Annotated in this window: 16 protein-coding genes and 1 other annotated feature; of the genes, 6 read left to right on the top strand and 10 right to left on the bottom strand. The window is 37.2% G+C overall.

Annotated features, from left to right (window positions below; genetic code table 11):
• Window positions 1-62: 62 nt before the first annotated feature.
• Window positions 63-653, bottom strand: a complete 591-nt coding sequence (mnmM, locus tag ACIQVU_RS06705; RefSeq protein ID WP_340807021.1) for a tRNA 5-(aminomethyl)-2-thiouridylate-methyltransferase MnmM — start codon at window positions 651-653, stop codon at window positions 63-65.
• The gene (gene mnmL / locus ACIQVU_RS06700) at window positions 650-1,606 is read right to left on the bottom strand and encodes a tRNA modification radical SAM protein MnmL/YtqA (protein ID WP_340807020.1); all 957 of its coding nucleotides are present in this window, start codon (window positions 1,604-1,606) and stop codon (window positions 650-652) included. Before mnmL ends, mnmM begins: the two co-directional genes overlap by 4 nt.
• A 181-nt stretch (window positions 1,607-1,787) precedes the next feature.
• Here mnmL and ACIQVU_RS06695 point away from each other — a divergent pair, with 181 nt between their 5' ends.
• The 4 genes from ACIQVU_RS06695 to leuS all read left to right on the top strand — a co-directional run bounded on the left by ACIQVU_RS06695 (window position 1,788) and on the right by leuS (window position 8,017).
• On the top strand, window positions 1,788-2,966 hold the full coding sequence (locus tag ACIQVU_RS06695; protein ID WP_402894507.1) for an MDR family MFS transporter: 1,179 nt from the start codon (window positions 1,788-1,790) through the stop codon (window positions 2,964-2,966).
• A gap of 130 nt (window positions 2,967-3,096) precedes the next feature.
• Window positions 3,097-3,444, top strand: coding sequence for an ArsR/SmtB family transcription factor (locus ACIQVU_RS06690; protein WP_340807018.1), 348 nt, complete (start codon window positions 3,097-3,099; stop codon window positions 3,442-3,444).
• 56 nt (window positions 3,445-3,500) lie between these two features.
• Window positions 3,501-5,243 (top strand): SulP family inorganic anion transporter, encoded by a 1,743-nt coding sequence (locus tag ACIQVU_RS06685; protein ID WP_340807016.1) that lies wholly within the window; start codon window positions 3,501-3,503, stop codon window positions 5,241-5,243.
• A 65-nt stretch (window positions 5,244-5,308) separates the two neighbouring features.
• Window positions 5,309-5,517: a binding site (T-box leader), on the top strand.
• Window positions 5,518-5,599: 82 nt separating this feature from the next.
• Window positions 5,600-8,017, top strand: a complete 2,418-nt coding sequence (leuS, locus tag ACIQVU_RS06680) for a leucine--tRNA ligase (RefSeq protein ID WP_340807014.1) — start codon at window positions 5,600-5,602, stop codon at window positions 8,015-8,017.
• Between the two features lie 66 nt (window positions 8,018-8,083).
• Here leuS and ACIQVU_RS06675 read toward each other — a convergent pair whose 3' ends face one another.
• Window positions 8,084-9,265 (bottom strand): NupC/NupG family nucleoside CNT transporter, encoded by a 1,182-nt coding sequence (locus ACIQVU_RS06675; protein ID WP_340807012.1) that lies wholly within the window; start codon window positions 9,263-9,265, stop codon window positions 8,084-8,086.
• Window positions 9,266-9,598: 333 nt separating this feature from the next.
• On the opposite strand from ACIQVU_RS06675, the gene ACIQVU_RS06670 reads away from it, so the two are divergent.
• On the top strand, window positions 9,599-10,120 hold the full coding sequence (locus ACIQVU_RS06670; RefSeq protein ID WP_340807011.1) for a sigma-70 family RNA polymerase sigma factor: 522 nt from the start codon (window positions 9,599-9,601) through the stop codon (window positions 10,118-10,120).
• Window positions 10,107-11,045 carry a DUF4181 domain-containing protein gene (locus ACIQVU_RS06665; RefSeq protein WP_340807009.1) on the top strand — a complete coding sequence of 313 codons (939 nt, stop codon included), beginning with the start codon at window positions 10,107-10,109 and terminating at the stop codon, window positions 11,043-11,045. The genes ACIQVU_RS06670 and ACIQVU_RS06665 overlap by 14 nt, the downstream gene beginning before the upstream one ends.
• 26 nt (window positions 11,046-11,071) lie before the next feature.
• Here the strand turns inward: ACIQVU_RS06665 and ACIQVU_RS06660 are convergent, their stop codons facing one another.
• The 7 genes from ACIQVU_RS06660 to ACIQVU_RS06630 all read right to left on the bottom strand — a co-directional run bounded on the left by ACIQVU_RS06660 (window position 11,072) and on the right by ACIQVU_RS06630 (window position 18,844).
• A complete protein-coding gene (locus tag ACIQVU_RS06660; RefSeq protein ID WP_340807008.1) occupies window positions 11,072-12,268 on the bottom strand; it encodes an MFS transporter in 1,197 nt (398 codons plus the stop codon).
• A 12-nt stretch (window positions 12,269-12,280) separates the two neighbouring features.
• The gene (locus ACIQVU_RS06655) at window positions 12,281-13,549 is read right to left on the bottom strand and encodes a TRAP transporter large permease (RefSeq protein WP_340808607.1); all 1,269 of its coding nucleotides are present in this window, start codon (window positions 13,547-13,549) and stop codon (window positions 12,281-12,283) included.
• Window positions 13,530-14,027: a TRAP transporter small permease gene (locus tag ACIQVU_RS06650; protein ID WP_340807007.1), complete on the bottom strand. Its 498-nt coding sequence runs from the start codon at window positions 14,025-14,027 to the stop codon at window positions 13,530-13,532. Before ACIQVU_RS06650 ends, ACIQVU_RS06655 begins: the two co-directional genes overlap by 20 nt.
• A 209-nt stretch (window positions 14,028-14,236) precedes the next feature.
• Window positions 14,237-15,283: a DctP family TRAP transporter solute-binding subunit gene (locus tag ACIQVU_RS06645; RefSeq protein WP_340807006.1), complete on the bottom strand. Its 1,047-nt coding sequence runs from the start codon at window positions 15,281-15,283 to the stop codon at window positions 14,237-14,239.
• Window positions 15,284-15,340: 57 nt separating this feature from the next.
• Window positions 15,341-16,384 carry a DctP family TRAP transporter solute-binding subunit gene (locus ACIQVU_RS06640; RefSeq protein ID WP_340807004.1) on the bottom strand — a complete coding sequence of 348 codons (1,044 nt, stop codon included), beginning with the start codon at window positions 16,382-16,384 and terminating at the stop codon, window positions 15,341-15,343.
• A gap of 223 nt (window positions 16,385-16,607) precedes the next feature.
• A complete protein-coding gene (locus tag ACIQVU_RS06635) occupies window positions 16,608-17,276 on the bottom strand; it encodes a response regulator (protein WP_340807003.1) in 669 nt (222 codons plus the stop codon).
• A complete protein-coding gene (locus ACIQVU_RS06630) occupies window positions 17,273-18,844 on the bottom strand; it encodes an ATP-binding protein (RefSeq protein ID WP_340807001.1) in 1,572 nt (523 codons plus the stop codon). The genes ACIQVU_RS06635 and ACIQVU_RS06630 overlap by 4 nt, the downstream gene beginning before the upstream one ends.
• Window positions 18,845-18,985 lie beyond the last annotated feature (141 nt).

Below are 18,985 nucleotides of genomic sequence, written 5' to 3'. Positions count from 1 at the left end.
TATTAGTTTACAATGCTAATAGATAGCTTTTTTATAGCATTTACTAAAATAAAAGCCTGAAATCATTGAGCGATTTCAGGCATAGGATAATCTTTCATTTTTTCTAAAGCAATGACAAATGGTGGGTCATTTTGCTGATTCAGAAACTCATATTTTAAAACATGAATATATTTTTGTGGAAGCTGGCGAACATAGTCTATCACCATATCTCGTTCCTCTTTACCACCAGGATGCCCATGATAAATGACAAGTACAATTAAGCCCCCAACCTTTAAGAGCTTGAGTAAATCTTGCAGTGCTTGAATAGTTGTTGTTGGCTTTGTAATAATATGATGATTGCTACCAGGCAAGTAGCCAAGGTTAAAAATAGCAGCAGCTATAGGCTTATGAACAAAATTGGCGACTTCCTCATGCCCTTTATTGAGTACAAGCGCACGGTGCTCTAACCCGTGGTCTAAAAGGCGATGAAGTGTTGTATCAACTGCCTCCTTTTGAATATCGAAGGCATAAACTTGTCCATGATCTCCGACAAGCTGTGCTAAAAACAGTGTATCATGTCCATTGCCAGCAGTGGCATCTACAACTGTATCACCCTCCTGTACACTATCTATTAATAGCTGCTGTGCATATTGTAAAACACGTTGTAATTTCATTTCACAACCTCAGCTTTGTAAAATTTTCCTTGAAAACTACCACGGCGTTCCAGCTCGGCATCAATGCCATTTAATACTTCCCACTTATTAACGCTCCACATCGGTCCAATCATCAAATCAATCGGTCCATCTCCTGTAATACGGTGAATCACCATATCAGGCGGCAGGATTTCTAATTGATCAGCTACAAGCTTTGTATAAACATCCTGATCTAAAAATTCTAGCATGCCTTTTTCATATTGTTTCACCATTGGTGTGCCTTTTAATAAATGCAGTAAATGGATTTTAATGCCTTGAACATCTAGCTTAGCTACTGCTCGCGCTGTTTCCATCATCATGTCATAATCTTCAAGAGGCAGACCATTAATAATATGGGAGCAAACACGAATCCCATGCTTCCGCAGCTTGTCAACACCTTCTACATAGGTTGCATAATCATGTGCACGATTAATAAGGTTCGCTGTTTTTTCATGGACTGTTTGAAGACCAAGCTCAATCCATAAATATGTGCGCTCGTTTAATTCCGCTAAATATTCAACAACATCATCAGGTAAACAGTCAGGACGAGTAGCAATGGACAATCCAACAACACCCTCTTGTGCTAAAGCCGCCTCAAATTTCTCCTTTAACACAGGTAGCGGGGCATGTGTATTTGTATAGGCTTGAAAGTACGCCATATATTTGCCGTCCTTCCATTTCTGATGCATTTTATCTCGAATTTCAGCAAATTGCACATCAATTGGATCAACTTTGTTGCCTGCAAAATCACCAGAGCCTGCTGCACTGCAAAATGTACAACCACCAAAAGCAACTGTGCCGTCACGATTTGGACAATCAAAGCCTGCATCTAATGCAACTTTAAATACTTTGTGACCAAATTGGTCGCGCAAGTAACGATTCCATGTATAGTATCTTTTCCCCTCAGAAGGAAAAGGAAAATTGATTTCTGTCATGTAGCTCACTCCTCTAGTGCTTTATTCTATCATGTGCTTGTCGTTCCGTCATGAGGAAAGGTTACAATACTAAAGACTTCTATTAAATGCTTGTAAAAAAGGCAAATTTATTTTTCTTGTACTTTTAACTATTTCAGCATAAACTAACTATTTAGAGAAGCGAAATAATGGAGGTCATTTTATGCCAAAGAGTGTTTGGTTTTTAATAATTGGAATGCTTGTGAACACAACGGGCAACTCATTTTTATGGCCTTTAAATGCCATTTATATACACGATTATTTAGGGAAATCCCTTGCAATGGCAGGCTTTATTTTAATGCTAAATTCGGCTGCTGGTGTATTGGGCAATCTATTAGGTGGCTATTTATTTGATAGAATTGGCGGCTATAAATCTATTATGCTTGGCATACTTTTAACAATTGCCTCTTTAATTGGCTTAACAATTTGGCACGGTTGGCCACATTATATATGGTTTTTAACAATACTTGGCTTTAGCGGAGGCATTGTATTCTCAGCAATGTTTGCATTAGCAGGTACTGCATGGCCAGAAGGAGGGCGTAAGGCATTTAATGCTATCTACTTGGCTCAAAATGTTGGGGTTGCAGTAGGGCCTGCATTGGCAGGAATTGTGGCGGATTATCAATTTGACTATGTTTTTAAAGTGAATTTAGCGATGTATATATTATTCTTTGCTATTGCACTAATGACATTTAAACGTTTAGAGGCAGGCAGTATTGCCCCTAAAAATGTTGTGAGTGAAAGTAAACGAATAATTAATAAAGCACCGTTCTATGCGTTATTAATTATTAGTGCATCCTCTGTTTTATGCTGGCTAGCTTATTCGCAATGGAGTGCCACGATTTCATCCTATACACAGGATTTAGGGTTAGGTTTAAAGCAATATAGCTTACTATGGACGATTAATGGGCTGTTAATTGTTATAGGGCAACCGCTTATTGCACCACTTGTAAAGCGTTGGGAGCATCATATAAAGCGTCAGCTTGTATTTGGTATAACTCTTATTGCTGTATCCTTTGGCATTATTGCCTTTGCCAATGATTTTAAAATGTTTGGTGCAGCTATGGTTGTATTAACATTTGGCGAAATGTTTTATACACCAGCATTGCCCACAATTGCCAATCAGCTTGCACCAAAGGGACGGCAAGGCTTCTATCAAGGAATTATAAATAGTGCGACAACGGTAGGTCGCATGATTGGACCGTTATTTGGTGGTATTATGGTAGACCAATTTGGTATGATTCCACTTGTTTTAACATTAGTAGTCATTGTGTTATTTGCCATTATTCCGTGTCTTATTTATGATTACCCTTTAAAAAAGGAAAAAATAATAACAGATTAATAAAGTAAGCAAAAAATAGCGTTTAAATGCGCATTTTTTGCTTATTTTTTATTATTGAAAATAAATGGGAACGAGTGTACAATCATACATATTCAAATGTTTGAATATGTAGTTATATGGAGGGGTTTTGGTGGAAGAGGGCTTACAACAGTTTAAGGCAGATTTTTTTAAGGCACTAGCACATCCATTACGAATAAGAATATTAGAGCTGCTTGTAGATGGTCAAAAAAGTGTCAATGAAATTCAAGATTGTTTGGAAAAGGAAGGCTCTGCTGTATCTCAGCAACTAAGTGTCTTGCGTGCAAAAAATATTGTTTATGGCGTCAAAGAAGGTAAAAAAGTTTACTATTCTTTAAGTGACCCCATGATCGGTGAACTACTTGGCGTAGCAAAGGATATTTTTAATAACCATTTAATTAATACCATTACAAGATTAGAAGAAATGACAAGTAATGATAGTGATGAGGAAAATATGTAAACCGTTTATATGAAAAAACGATGCTTTGCTTATTATGTCGAAGGGAAGAGTTATATATGAAGTCACTGTTTACAGGGCGCTTTGAAGGGTATTCCATTCATCATGTAAAGAAGGACTTGTTATCAGGAATTATTGTCGGTATTGTCGCTATTCCACTTGCGATGTCTTTTGCCATCGCATCAGGTGTGAAGCCTGAATATGGTATTTATACTGCTTGTATTGCAGGTATTCTTATTTCGCTGTTTGGTGGTTCCAAATATCAAATTGGTGGGCCAACAGGGGCATTTGTACCGATTTTATTAGGCATTGTTCTTACCTATGGCTATGAAGATTTATTGCTTGCTGGGTTAATGGCAGGAATTTTGCTGTGCTTAATGGGTATTTTTAAGCTAGGAACCTTAATTAAATTTATTCCTCGGCCTGTAACGGTTGGTTTTACAGCAGGTATAGCTGTTATTATTTTTGCAGGGCAAATTGCAAACTTTTTAGGATTAAGTAATATTACACGGCATGAGTATTTGCTAAATAATATTCAAGAGATTATCAAGCATATTGGCACTACCAATATATATAGCATTATAACGGCTACTATTTGTTTACTAACCATTCTTATTACACCGAAATTTTTCCCAAAGCTTCCCGGTGCATTAGCAGGGATTATTGTGTCAACACTTGTAGCAACAGTCTTATTCTCAGGGCAGGTAGCGACGATTGCAACGGCATATGGTCAAATTCCCAATACATTGCCTAGCTTTGCTCTACCACATATTACGTGGGAGCGAGTACAGCAGCTAATTGGACCTGCATTTGTCATTGCAATGCTTGGCGGTATTGAATCGCTATTATCTGCGGTTGTAGCGGATGGGATGACAAATAGTAAGCATAATAGTAATCGTGAGTTAGTTGGACAAGGAATTGCTAATATTGTGACACCATTGTTTGGGGGAATTCCAGCAACTGGTGCAATTGCACGTACAGCGACAAATATTAAAACAGGTGCAGCTTCACCAATGTCAGGCATTATTCATGGTGTTTTTGTGCTAGTCACATTACTTGTTTTAGCACCATATGCCTCTCATATCCCACTGGCAAGCATGGCGCCTGTATTGATGATTGTCGCTTGGAATATGAGCGAACGTCATCACTTTGCCCATATTGTAAAATTAAAGTCAGGAGATTCGCTTGTTCTACTGATTACATTTTTATTAACAGTGTTTACAAGCCTTACATTAGCCGTCGAGGTAGGACTTGTTTTAGCTGTACTACTATTTGCTAAGCGCATGAGTGAAAAGCTTGTTGTGACAAAGGTGCTGCCAGATCATACGGACAAAAGCGCAAAGGTACGCCCACATGTTGTCCACCAGCAGCACGATTGTCCACAAATTAAAATATACACGATTGAGGGACCATTGTTCTTTGGAGCAGCACAAATGTTTGAAGAAACCATTAAAAGCTCCCTTCAGCAACAATCGAAAGTATTAATTTTACGCATGGGGAAAGTGCCCTTTATGGATTCCACTGGCGAAGCATATTTAAGTAATATTGTTGATAACTTTATAGCACAGGGTGGTACGATTTTTGTAACAGGTGTGCAAGAAGAATTACAGCTAGCTCTGCTGCGTACAGGTATTTATGATAAAATTGGAGCGCAGCATTTTTATCAACATACAGGTGAAGTGATTACAAAAGCTTTAACATATTTGGATAGACAGCAATGTAAAGGTTGCCAACATTTTGCGTTTCGTGAGTGCGCTGATTTATCAAAAACGACAGAAAAAGAAGCAATTACTGCACAGTAGCAGGTAGCTAATCAACAAAGGCTTGTGCTTTTTTATACTTTCTATTAGAATAAATGCAATATGATGTAAAGACAGTGATGAGGAATAGTAGGTTTGTTGTTCTTTTTAGAGAGCTAGCGGTTGGTGAAAGCTAGTAGGAAAGCAAATTGAACTCGCCTTCTGAGTCTGCCCATGTGAAAACATGTGCCGTTTTCTTCTGCGTTAAAGAAGTTTGAGCCGAGTGTAATCACTAATTTGGGTGGTACCGCGGGAGTGCAGTTCTCTCGTCCCTTTTATATAAGAAAGGGGCGAGTTTTTTTATTTTTTAAATATTTTGTCAATTCTAATGATGAACCGTATGTTAAGGAGGAAAAAGAATGAGTTTTAATCACCAAAAAATTGAGAGAAAATGGCAAAAATATTGGGCTGACCACAACACATTTAAAACGGAGAATGATGTTGAGAAGCCTAAATTTTATGCATTAGATATGTTTCCATATCCATCAGGTGCAGGTCTACATGTAGGACATCCAGAAGGCTATACGGCAACAGATATTCTTTCTCGCTTTAAACGTATGCAGGGCTATAATGTATTACATCCAATGGGGTGGGATGCATTTGGCTTACCAGCTGAGCAATATGCGCTTGATACAGGCAATGATCCAGCAGAATTTACAGCAAAAAATATTGCAACATTTAAGCGCCAAATTCAAGAGCTAGGCTTTAGCTATGACTGGGATCGTGAAATTAATACAACGGACCCTAGCTATTATAAATGGACGCAATGGATTTTTATTCAGCTTTATAAAAAAGGCTTAGCCTATATTGATGAAGTAGCTGTTAACTGGTGTCCAGCACTTGGTACAGTATTAGCAAATGAGGAAGTTATCGATGGAAAATCAGAGCGTGGTGGGCATCCAGTAGAGCGTCGACCAATGAAGCAATGGATGTTAAAAATTACAGCTTATGCGGATCGTTTAATCGATGACTTAGAGGATGTTGATTGGCCAGAGTCTATTAAAGATATGCAGCGCAACTGGATTGGCCGTTCAGAAGGGGCAGAAGTAACATTTACTATTGATGGCACAGATGACAGCTTTACAGTATTTACAACTCGTCCTGATACATTATTCGGCGCTACATATTGTGTGCTTGCACCTGAACATAAATTGGTAGAGCAAATTACAACGGCTGAGCAACGTCAAGCGGTTGAGGCTTATTTAGAAAATGTCAAAATGAAATCAGATTTAGAGCGTACAGATTTAGCAAAAGAGAAAACAGGCGTATTTACAGGTGCTTATGCCATCAATCCGATTAATGGCAAAAAAGTGCCGATTTGGATCGCTGACTATGTATTAGTGTCTTATGGTACAGGTGCGATTATGGCGGTTCCTGCACATGATGAGCGCGACTATGAGTTTGCGACAGCATTTGGCTTAGAGATTATTCCTGTGCTTGAGGGCGGCGATATTAGCCAAGAAGCATTTACAGGTGATGGTTCACATATTAACTCAGACTTCCTCAATGGCTTAAACAAAGCAGATGGTATTGCAAAGGCAATTGAATGGTTAGAGGACAAAGGCGTAGGAGAGAAGAAAATTTCTTATCGTCTACGCGACTGGCTATTCTCTCGCCAACGTTATTGGGGTGAGCCAATTCCAATGATTCATTGGGAGGATGGCACAACAACGCCAGTACCAGAATCAGAATTACCATTAATGCTGCCAAAAACAGATAATATTCGTCCATCAGGTACAGGTGAGTCACCATTAGCGAATATTACAGATTGGGTAAATGTTGTAGACCCTGAAACAGGTAAAAAAGGACGCCGTGAAACAAATACAATGCCACAATGGGCGGGCTCAAGCTGGTACTTCCTACGCTATATCGACCCAACAAACACAGAAGCCATTGCAGACCCAGAGCTACTCAAACGCTGGCTGCCTGTGGATATTTATATTGGTGGAGCAGAGCACGCGGTACTGCATTTACTATATGCACGCTTCTGGCATAAAGTGTTATACGACTTAGGGGTTGTTCATACAAAAGAGCCATTCCAAAAATTATTTAACCAAGGAATGATTCTTGGTGAGGGCAATGAAAAAATGTCTAAATCTAAAGGCAATGTTGTGAATCCAGATGAGATTATTGCATCACATGGTGCGGATACATTACGTTTATATGAAATGTTTATGGGCCCGTTAGAGGCATCTGTTGCATGGTCTACAAATGGCTTAGATGGAGCACGTCGCTTCTTAGATCGTATTTGGCGTTTATTTGTTAATGAAGAAACAGGTGCACTGTCAGCAAAAATTCAAGCATCTAACGATCAAACACTTGAAAAATCATATCACCAAACAGTGAAAAAGGTAACAGAGGATTATGAGGGCATCCGCTTTAATACAGCGATTTCACAAATGATGGTATTTATTAATGATTGCTATAAAGCAGAGGTTATCCCAACAGCTTATGCAGAAGGCTTTGTGAAAATGCTAGCACCAATCGCACCGCATATTGCAGAGGAGCTATGGCAGCTACTTGGTCATGAAACAACGCTTACGTATGAGCAATGGCCAACATATGATGAGGCGAAATTGGTAGATGATGAAGTGGAAATCGCTGTTCAAGTAGCGGGTAAAGTACGTGCGAAAATCGTTGTTGCGAAGGATGCTTCAAAAGAAGATATCGAAGAAGTAGCACTTGCTGATAGTAAGGTACAGGAATATATGGCAGGGAAAAACTTAGTAAAAATTATCGTGATTCCAGGCAAGCTTGTTAATATTGTTGTGAAATAAAAATAACATGTCCACCACCCAACATGAATTAGGTGGTGGACATGTTTTATAGTATTGAGATGTAACTTAAATAATTAAACCAACAACAATAGCTGTTAAGATACTGACAAGTGTTGCGCCGTAGAGTAATTTTAAGCCAAAGCGAGCAACGATATTTCCTTGCCTTTCATTCAAGCCCTTTACGGCTCCAGCGATAATGCCGATAGATGAAAAGTTTGCAAAGGATACAAGAAAGACAGAAATAATGCCCAATGTACGCTCACTCAAGGAATCAGTGATCTCTCCAAGGCTAATCATCGCGACAAATTCATTTGTCACTAATTTCGTTGCCATAATGCCGCCAGCAGTAATCGCATCTGCCCATGGCACACCCATTAAGAAAGCGATGGGTGCAAAGATATAGCCTAATATTTCTTGGAAAGACACACCAATTACTATATCGAATAAGGAATTAATGCCATCCATTAAGGCGACAAAACCGATAAGCATAGCACCAACAATAATGGCGACTTTAAAGCCATCCATAATATATTCTCCAAGCATTTGGAAGAAAGCTTGCTTCTGCTCATCCTCAATTGTTAAAATATCCTCATTTTCTTCAACCTTATATGGATTAATAATGGAAACAATAATAAATCCACCAAATAAGTTTAAGACAATAGCTGTGACAACATATTTTGGCTCAATCATTGTCATATAGGCGCCAACAACAGACATAGAGACCGTTGACATCGCTGATGCACATAATGTGTACATACGCTGTGGGCTAAGCTTATCTAATTGCTTTTTCACTGTAATAAAAACTTCAGACTGACCGACCATTGCAGAGGCAACAGCATTGTAGGACTCCAATTTCCCCATGCCATTAATCTTACTCAGTAAGAAGCCAACCCATGTCATAAAGAACGGCAAAATTTTAAAATGCTGCAAAATCCCGATCAACGCAGATATAAAGACAATCGGTAATAGGACAGTGAGAAAGAAAGGTGACTCTCCTTGGTTTGCTAAACCTCCAAAAACAAATGAAATGCCCGCATTTGCGTATGATAATAAATGGTCAAAGACATTTGTAATGGCTTTAATTAGCACATAGCCAATTGTTGTATTGAGAAGTAGAGTTGCCAAGAGAAATTGAATCACTAACATCAGTACGATATTTTTGTATTTTATTTCTTTTTTGTTTTTACTTACTAACAGCGCTAAAGCAAAAACGAGTAGTAATCCACAAAAGGATATTAAGTACCTCATAAGTTCCTCCATCAGTATAGATAATAATTGTGAGTGCTCGAATTCATAACTATCACTCATAACATACGCCAATTTCAATTATTGAATAGTTAGAGTATTTTATTAGTCAGACGTCAGACAAACAATCTCACTATACCAGTTTTTTTACTTGTACTTCAAGAGATAAGGGAAAAATATGCTCACCGTATAGAAACTTTTTTTAGTGTGTGAAGCTTTTGCGATATTATGTTTGTTGATTTCAATAAACTTACTGTACTAAAAGTAATTATTTTTTGTTTTTATGAAACCAGCTATTAAGTAACTACGACTATAGAGTGAACAGGAGGTGTTTGGGTGAGTGAGCATTTAGCAGCCGTTATGGAGGAACATGGGGAATATTGTTTGCGTGTTGCCTATCTATATGTAAGGGATTGGGCGATGGCTGAGGAAATTGTGCAGGATGTATTTCTTGCCTATTATCATCAGCAAGAACGTTTTGAACAAAGAGCATCCTTAAAAACATACTTAGTGAAAATTACTGTACATAAAAGTCATGATTATCTTCGAAGCTGGAAAAATAAACGACATCTCTTATTGGAAAAATTCCATATTGGTGTAAGTAAACGCACACCAGAGAAAGCGTTAGTGGAAATAGATGAGCGTAAAACATTGACAAACGTATTATTTCAGATTCCTATTTTATACAGAGAAGTGGTCATTCTTTATTATTATCAGGAATTAAAAATTCGAGAAATTGCAGATATTCTTAGAAGCACAGAAAATACGGTGAAAACAAGATTGCATCGAGCAAGAAAAATGCTATATGAGCTACTAGATGAGCATGAATGGGAGGTGTTAGAGGATGACAGCTTTTAAAAATAAGTTAGATAAGGAGCTTGGCGAAGCACCAAGATTTTCAAAAGCTTTACAAAAGGATATTTTGGAGCAGGCTCGACAAAACAAGCAATCAACAAAGAATTGGCAATATCCAATTATTATGGCTGGGGCAATTGTGCTGTTCTTCTTGTTAATCATAACAGAGCCGTTTAAGCAGACCGATAATGGTCAACAGGCTTCCGTTATTGAATTGGCACAGCAACACGAGATTACAATGTATACAGTAGCTCAAAATGGAAAAGAAACATCATTTCAAGCTGGCAGACCAGGTTGGGTAATAGGGCAGGATATTTTTAAAACTACCGCAGATACGGAGGTATTACAGCAATTATTACAACAGGCTACTGCCACACAGGTACAGGAGTATGATTTATTTGGCTTTAATACGATGGATATATGGGTAGCCTTTGAGAGTGGGCAGGCTGTCAAGTTAAAAATTATGGTTAACGATCAACAATTACTGCTAAAGGATTACACACATCAATCCGTCTATCTTGTCAATGATCCAGAGATGATAGCTACATTTTTAGTCCATATTGATGAAAATAAAAAGGAATTCACGATGGGCAATCTTTTTACATTTCTTATTGTTTTGCTGTTGGGCACATGGTTAATTGAAAAATTGGTAAGGAAAAAATTTAATATACCAAAGGGCTATGCGAATACCGCACATCAACGCGCTACACGAATAATTAAGATTTGTAATACAGTCATGCCAATAATGATGCTACTAACCAATTGGTTTCTCTATACAGCAGTAATTGGTAGCTACCTTATCATTACTGTGATTAGCTCTATTTTTATAGATTATCACTATGGTAGAGAGGAAAAAAGACATTACTTATCAATTGCTTGGGTTATAATAGCTATCCCTGGGCTTATTCTGCTTCTGATGTATATTTAATAAATAAAAGATGCCTTAAAATAACTTTAGGGCATCTTTTTGTGTAAGGTGTAATTTAAAAAGAATAGATAAATAATAGGCAGTAGAACTGTAATGATGACGATACCGTGCCATTTAAAATGTAGCCATATTGGACTAAGTAGGCTGCTTCCTGCAGCAACACCAATATAATACGAAACAAGGTATAAGCTTGAGGCAAGTCCCTTTTGGTGGCTGGCTGTTCGACTTACAGTTGCAGATGTTAGGGAATGTGTTGTGAAAAAACCTAAACAGGCAATACAAAGCCCAACAACAATGAGCGCAAGGGAGGTGCTTACTGTACATAAAATACCACCTACTAATAAAAGCACACCGATTGTTCTAATTTTAGCAATACCTACTTTATTGGCAAGGGCATTGGCAATCGGAGAGCCGATAATACCTAAGCCATACGCTAAAAAAATAAAGGAAATCATTTTTAAGGATAGTAAAAATGGTGGTTCTACTAAATAGTAGGGAATAAACGACCACATACCTGTAAATGATAATTGCAAAATAATGCCGAAGCCAAAAAGAAGTAATAAGTAGGGATTTTTTAAATGCAGCCAAAATCCATGTAAATCTTCTCGGATATAACGACGATGGATTGTAAAGTTTCTTGATTTAGGAAGTGTTAACCAAACAATAATAAAAATGATACTACCAAAAAGGGCTAAAGAGAGAAAGGCTATCTCCCAAGATTTATTTTCTGTTAGATAGCCCATCATTAAACGCCCAATTGTTCCACCTAGTGCATTGCAGGAAATATATAGCGCTGTCGCCAGCCCCATTGATTGTGGATGGATTTCCTCACTAATATAGGCAAGTGCTGCTGCGGGAACGCCTGCAATAGCAAAGCCTTGAATAAATCGTAAAAAAATAATAACCGCAAATGAGTCTGTTAACGGCATTAAAAGAAAAGGAATAATCGTTAAAAGAATGGAAAACCGTACAAATGGTAAACGTCCATAGCGATCAGATAAAAACCCTAAAACGATTAAGCCAATAATAATAGAAAGCGTCGTCATAGACATGGATAGGCTTGCATAGGAAACCGAAATTTGAAATTGCTCTGTAAAAAAGGGGAGCAGGGGCTGTACTGAGTACATTGCTGCAAAAACAAATACCGAAGCTCCACCTAGGCTCATAACAATTACCCAAAATTGTCGATCTTTCATGGAATACCCTTTTGTGAAATTTTCCATAAGAAACCTCTCTTACTTCATTTGCTCTGGTAACCATAGTGATAATTGTGGAATTAACACAACTAATGCTAAAAAGATAATCATTAAAATAATAAATGGAATAACGCCTTTGACAACCTCACCAAGCTTCTCCTTAGCAATACCACTAACAACAAAGAGATTTAACCCTACTGGTGGAGTAATCATACCTAATTCCATATTAATCGTCATAATAATCGCAAAGTGAATTAAATTAATGTCAAAATGTGCAAGAATCGGCAGAAGAATTGGTAAAGTGATTAAAATAATCGAAACAGCCTCTAGGAACATGCCCATTACAAAGAATAAAATATTAACAATAATCATAAATATCCATTTGTTCATATCACTTTCAGCAATCCATGCCCCAACTTGCTGTGGTACTTGTGCATTTGTTAAATATAAGCCGAATAATGAAGCCGCACCAATAATTAAGAAAATCATCGCTGTAATATTAATAGATTCTACTAATACTTCACGGAAGTCTTTTAGCTTCATTTCACGATAGATAAATAATGATACGATAAGACCATAGAACACAGCAATAACGGCTGATTCAGTTGGTGTAACAATTCCTGAATAAATTGTTCCTAAAATTAAAAAAGGTAAAAATGCACCCCAAATTGCTTTTAAGGATTTACGACCACGTTCTCCCCAAGAAGCTGGCTCATCTCCTTTAAAGCCATTACGCTTTGCATATACGATGGCTGCAATAATTAAAATCCCTGTTAAAGCTAAACCAGGAATAACCCCAGCCATAAATAATTCACCAATAGATTGCTCTGATGTAATCCCATAAATAATTAATGGAACACTTGGTGGAATTAAAATCCCTAATGTGCCACCAGCAGCTACCAGCCCCATGGAGTAACGTTTTTTATAGCCTGCTGAAATCATAGCAGGAATCATAATAGAGCCGATTGCTGCGGCTGTAGCAGGTGAAGAACCTGAAATCGCTGCAAAAATAGCACAGGCAACAATAGTTACAACTGCAAGCCCACCTGGAAGATGTCCAATCCATGCACGTAAAGCCTCAATTAAATATTTTGAAATACCACCACGTGCCATCAATACTCCAGCAAGAACGAATCCTGGAATTGCCATCATTGGGAAGGAATCCAATGCAGTGAAAACACGCTGTGGAACCATATTCATATTAAAATCAACTTGGAAGAGGACAAAAATTGTTGAGAGTGCTAAGCTAATCGCAACAGGTACGCGTAAAAATAGTAATAAAAAGAAACTAAGTAAGAGGATTAGCATATTCTTCATCCTTTCCTCGTAGAATATTCACTAATCTTTCTACGAACCTTAGTAAAAATAAAATACCTGAAAGTGGTAAAACTAAATAGACAATCCACATTGGTATGCCAATATCAAGTGATACCATGCCAGATGTATAACGATTTTCCACTAAAATAAAGCCGTAATAGGTGTAAATAACACAAAAAACAATGCTTAAGCCTGTTGCCACTAAATCTAGTAGACGCTTCATTGAAGGCTTTAATTTATCGTATAAAATATCTACTTGGATATGTTGATTATGCTTTAAGGCTAAGCCAAAGCCTAAAAATGTACCCCAAATAATTGCATAACGTGCTAATTCCTCTACCCATGCTTGTGGTTCATTGAATATGTAACGCATAAGGACACCATAAAAAATAAGTACAATACCTGCTATAAAAAAAATACCAGCAAGGATTTCCTCTAAGTAGCCCCAAAGCTTATATAAGGCCTTCATATTGTTGCCTCCTTTAGTTAAAGTTTAAAACGGGTGCTTTATTGCGATATCTTAGCACCCGTTTATACAAGATGAATGTAAGCGATTTATAAAAAAAGAATCTGTAGAGATTTTATAGGAGGGCTGGAACAATCTATTTTCTGTATATTCTGATTATTAACAGCGCTAATCTATGAAAATATAGCAGATTCTTATTGTCAAAATGAATATTATTTTAAATCACGGATACCATTAATTAATTCCTCTGTAATCACATCAGTAAATTCTTCATATACTGGCTCAAGCTTAGTTTTAATAGCTTCTTTTTGTTCAGCAGTAAGCTCCGTTACTTCAATACCAGAGTTTTTAATGTTTTCAAATGATTTTTCATTTTCCTCAGTTGCTAAATCCCAAGCTAGTTGTGTTGCTTCAGCTAAAGCTTCCTCAACTGCTCCTGCTAAATCAGCAGGGATGCTTTCCCAGAATGTTTTATTCACAAAGATCGCGTAATCTAGACGACCATGTTCAGATACTGAAAGATAATTTTGTACCTCTTGATATTTTTGTGTATCAAAGTTATTAAATGGATTTTCCGCACCATCTACTGTGCCTTGCTGTAATGCTGCATATGTTTCACCGAATGCGATTGTGGCAGAGCCAGCCTCTAATGCTTTAAATTGTGCTTCTAGCACTTTTCCAGCCTGTGCACGGAACTTTAAGCCTTTAAAATCTTCGACATTCACAAGTGGATGCTTGTTATTTGAAAATTGCTTAAAGCCATTTTCCCAGAAAGCTAAACCTTTAATATCGTTCGCTGCTAATTGATCAGATTCTAAAAGTGTTTTTGCTAAATCAGAATTAAAGAACTTACGAACATGCTCTTGGTCTTCAAAAAGATATGGCATATCAACATATTGCCAACGTGGGTCGATTTTTACCATTTTTGTTACAGAAGGCGCAATCATATGAACATTACCAGATACCAATGCATCTAATTCATCATTATCACCATATAATTGAGAGGAAGGGTAAACTTCTACTTTTACTTTTCCTTCTGTTTTTTCATCTACTAATTTTGCAAATGCATCTGCTGCTTTTCCTTTAACACTATCAATTGATGTTACATGTGAAAACTTAATGACAAGTGGTTTTTCCTTTGTATAACCACCATCACCTTCTGCTGCTGGAGCAGAGGTTTCTTTTTTGTCACCGCCACCGCAAGCTGCTAATGCAAGCACTAGGACAGCCATCAGTGTCATAAGAAGCCATTTTTTCATTACATATCCCCCTAAATGTTATGATTATAGTTAAAAGGTTGCCCTTTTGAACCCAAGTTAGTGCTGTGATTGATTTTTTGGAAGTGCTTGAATATACTTTTTGCCATAGCTATTTGTGTAATAGTGATAGACAGGCTCAAAGGCAGCTGCCCATTCCTCCATCTCTTTCTCAGATAGATGATGAATTTGGATACAATTACATGCTTCCATTTCTTCTAGCCGCTCCATTGTTAAATCCTCTGCAAGCTGCCATTCGTATTGTTGTACGTCCTCTAATGTTTCAATTAATAATGTTTGCACATCCTCTGGAAGGGAGTTCCAAAATTCATGGTTCATTAATAGTAAATAACCAAGATAGCCATGATTACTAATTGTTAAATAGTCTTGCAACGAATATAAATTTTTGCTCGTAATATTCGTTAGCGTATTTTCCTGACCATCAACATTGCCTTTTTGGAGCTGGTGAAAAACAGTATTAAAATCAATACGTTTCGGATAGGCGCCAACAATCGAAAATTGTTCATCTAAAATATCACTAGGCATAATTCTTACACGCAAGCCCTTTAAATCTTGCACAGCTTTAATTGGTCGAATGCTGTTGCTAAGCTGCTTAAATCCACTATCCCACACGCCCATTGGCAATAAATTATGGGCATTTAATTTAGCCATTAATGCTTGACCAACATCACTCTCAACATATGTATGAACTTCATCTGCATTTTGAAATGCATAAGGTAAATCCATAACAGACCATTCCGGTACAAGTGTTGTAATTTTTGAAATAGCAGGGGCGATCATTTGAATATCACCACGTAATAGTGCATTTAGCTCCTCGCCATCTTTATAAAGAACACCATTTGGAAACACTTGAACTTCGATATAGCCATTACTACGTTCTTTAATTAGTTCTGCAAATTTTAAGGCTGCCATGCCTTTTGGTGTGTTTTCACCAACTACATGCGAAAATCGAATAACGATTTGTTCCTCATGACTTAACTGCTCATTATCAGTAGGGTAAAAATCTTCTTGGCATGAAACTAGCAGAATTGTCAGCAAAATGAGAACGCTAACAGAAATGTATATTAAACGATTGATCCACATATAAATTCACTCCTAATACTATAAGATGTGAACAGTTTTTATTGTAGCTTATTCCATTCAATACTCAATATTATGGTTTTAATGAACATTTTGGTATTTATGGTATATAACAATTTGCTATTTTAATAAACTGTTACAAAACAGATATGCTAATAAATAAAAAAAGAATCTGCCTTTTCCTATGCGATTGTCAATAGAGCTTTAGGAAAAGGCAGATTGTTAATTATTTAATAGAATAATATTTGGTTGGACGACCAACTGCTCCATACTGTAATTCAATTTTTACAGTTCCCTTTGTCGCTAAAAAATCTAAATACTTTCGTACAGTCACTCTAGCCATTCCAACATTTTGAGCAAGCTGCTCAGAAGTAATGGCTGTTTGGTGTGTTGTTAAATAGTCAAGAATTTGCTGCATTGTTAGCTCATTTAACCCTTTTGGAAGCTCTAATGATTCAAGCTGGATACCAAGCCATTGATCGATATCCTCTTGGCGAAATGTTTGTGAGCTTTGAAGCTTTTTCGTAGAGTTTTTATATTGTTGCAGAGCTCTTTCAAATCGTTCAAAGCGAAAAGGCTTAATAAGATAGTCAATAGCCCCTAATCGAAGTGCTTCCTGTACTGTAGGTGCATCTCTTGCGGCAGTAATCATAATAATATCAGAGGGGATACGCTCTGCACGAAGTTTTAAAAATAGCTCCATGCCTGTCATATCTGGTAAAAACATATCTAATAAAACCAAATTCGGTTGTTTTTTTAGAATTTGTTGGTAGGCATCATGTCCATTTACAGATTCACCTACAAGCTGAAAACCGTTCAATCTTGTTAAAAAAACTTTATTTACTTCAAGTACCATTGGATCATCCTCTACGATAAATACGGAAAGATTACTCATTGTTCTTCAGTCACCCCTATTTCGATTGTAATAATTGTTCCAATGTTGACGGTTGACTCTACCTGAATCACTCCATTATTCGATTCAACAATTTGTTTAACAAGAGCAAGCCCAATACCATGTCCGCTTTTTCCTTTTGTACTAAAGCCATACTCAAAAATTCGCTCTGGTCTGCCAGCAATTCCTTTTCCACTATCTTGTACCTCAATAAATAGATGGCGCTTATTGCCAATCAATGTAAGATGAACATCTTTATGTGTACGGTCAAAGCAAGCTTCCATGGCATTGTCCAATAAATTACCGATAATGGTTATCATATCTCCGCTGGAAAAGCCGCTGATAAAATCAACAAGCATTGAGCTGTCATCGATAGTTAGCTCTACACCAAGCTCTTTTGCACGTGAAAATTTACCAAGTAATAAACCTTGAATAGAATAGTCGTGAATCTTATCATGTAAGCTTTGAATAATTTCCTCCTCATCTGTTATTTCATCAATAATTAAGCTTAATGCCTCTGTATCCCGTTCCAATTGAATTAATCCTGCAATGCTATGTAGGCGATTCATATATTCATGCTGCTGGGCACGCAATGAATCCACAAGTATTTTAATGCCTGTTAATTCCTCCGCTAACATATTAGCTTCTTTGCGATCTGTTAGCATAATAAGGTAGCCAGCATTTTGTTCCATAATGCGTATAGGGAAGGTGCGTACTAAATACATTTGGTCAAACATTAAAAGTGGTCGATAAGCTTCATGCTGTTGAAGTATATCCTCTGCCAGCCAAGTTCCTTTAAATAAAGTCTTTCTTGAAATTTGATGCCCAAAGAAATGCGTATACTGTCTTGCGAGTCCATTAATAAAGGTGACATTTGCATGTTCATCTGTAGCTAAAATACCAATATCCATTGCCTGAATAATACCAGAGCGTTCTTCCACTAAACGAGCTATTTCATATGGCTCTAAGTTAAGGGTTTGTCGTTTTAAATGGTTGGCAACCAATACAGAGCCGCCTAATCCAATTGCTAATCCCCAAAAAAGGGACATCAATATATCGAGCTGATATTCCTCAACAAGGTCATACCATTTTGGTGCAAGTAGTCCAACGGTAGTAACACCCACTTGCTTTGTACCTTCTTCATTCATAATAGGTACAAATGCTCTGACGGAATAGCCTAAAACACCCCGTGCCTTTGATATATACTCATGCTGAGAAAATGCTTCGATTTCATCTCCTCCTTCAAAAACTGTGCCAAGTCGTTTTTCAGAAGGGTGTGAGTAGCGAATACGGTTCATATCAATAATGACAATATAATCTACATCCGTTGTTAGGCGAATGCGCTCGGCAATGGGCTGAATAACAGTAAAACCCGCAGGCTTTCCCACGTTGTTTTGAACATCTGTCAGCTGAGATACGGTTCTTGCAATTGCGATGGCTCGTGCACCAAATTCCTTTTCAAGCGCTCCAGCAAGATTATGAATCATAATGGCTCCACTTGTGGCAACCGAGAAAATAACAATAATAAATGAAAAAATAAACATTTTTAATCGTAGTGAAATATTTTTCATAGGACGCTGGATACTCCTTTAAACAAATTATCACCTCTTTATATACATGAAGCATTTCGTTCTATTATAAATTAACATAAATGAATCATTTGTTGTAATACAATATTGATTGAAAGGAACTATTTTTAATTGTGTAGTATA

Source organism: Lysinibacillus sp. NPDC098008 (assembly GCF_044760715.1).
Taxonomy (GTDB): domain Bacteria; phylum Bacillota; class Bacilli; order Bacillales_A; family Planococcaceae; genus Lysinibacillus.
The sequence above is the reverse complement of the archived record's forward strand: the minus strand, read 5'-3'. Positions and strand labels throughout refer to the sequence as shown.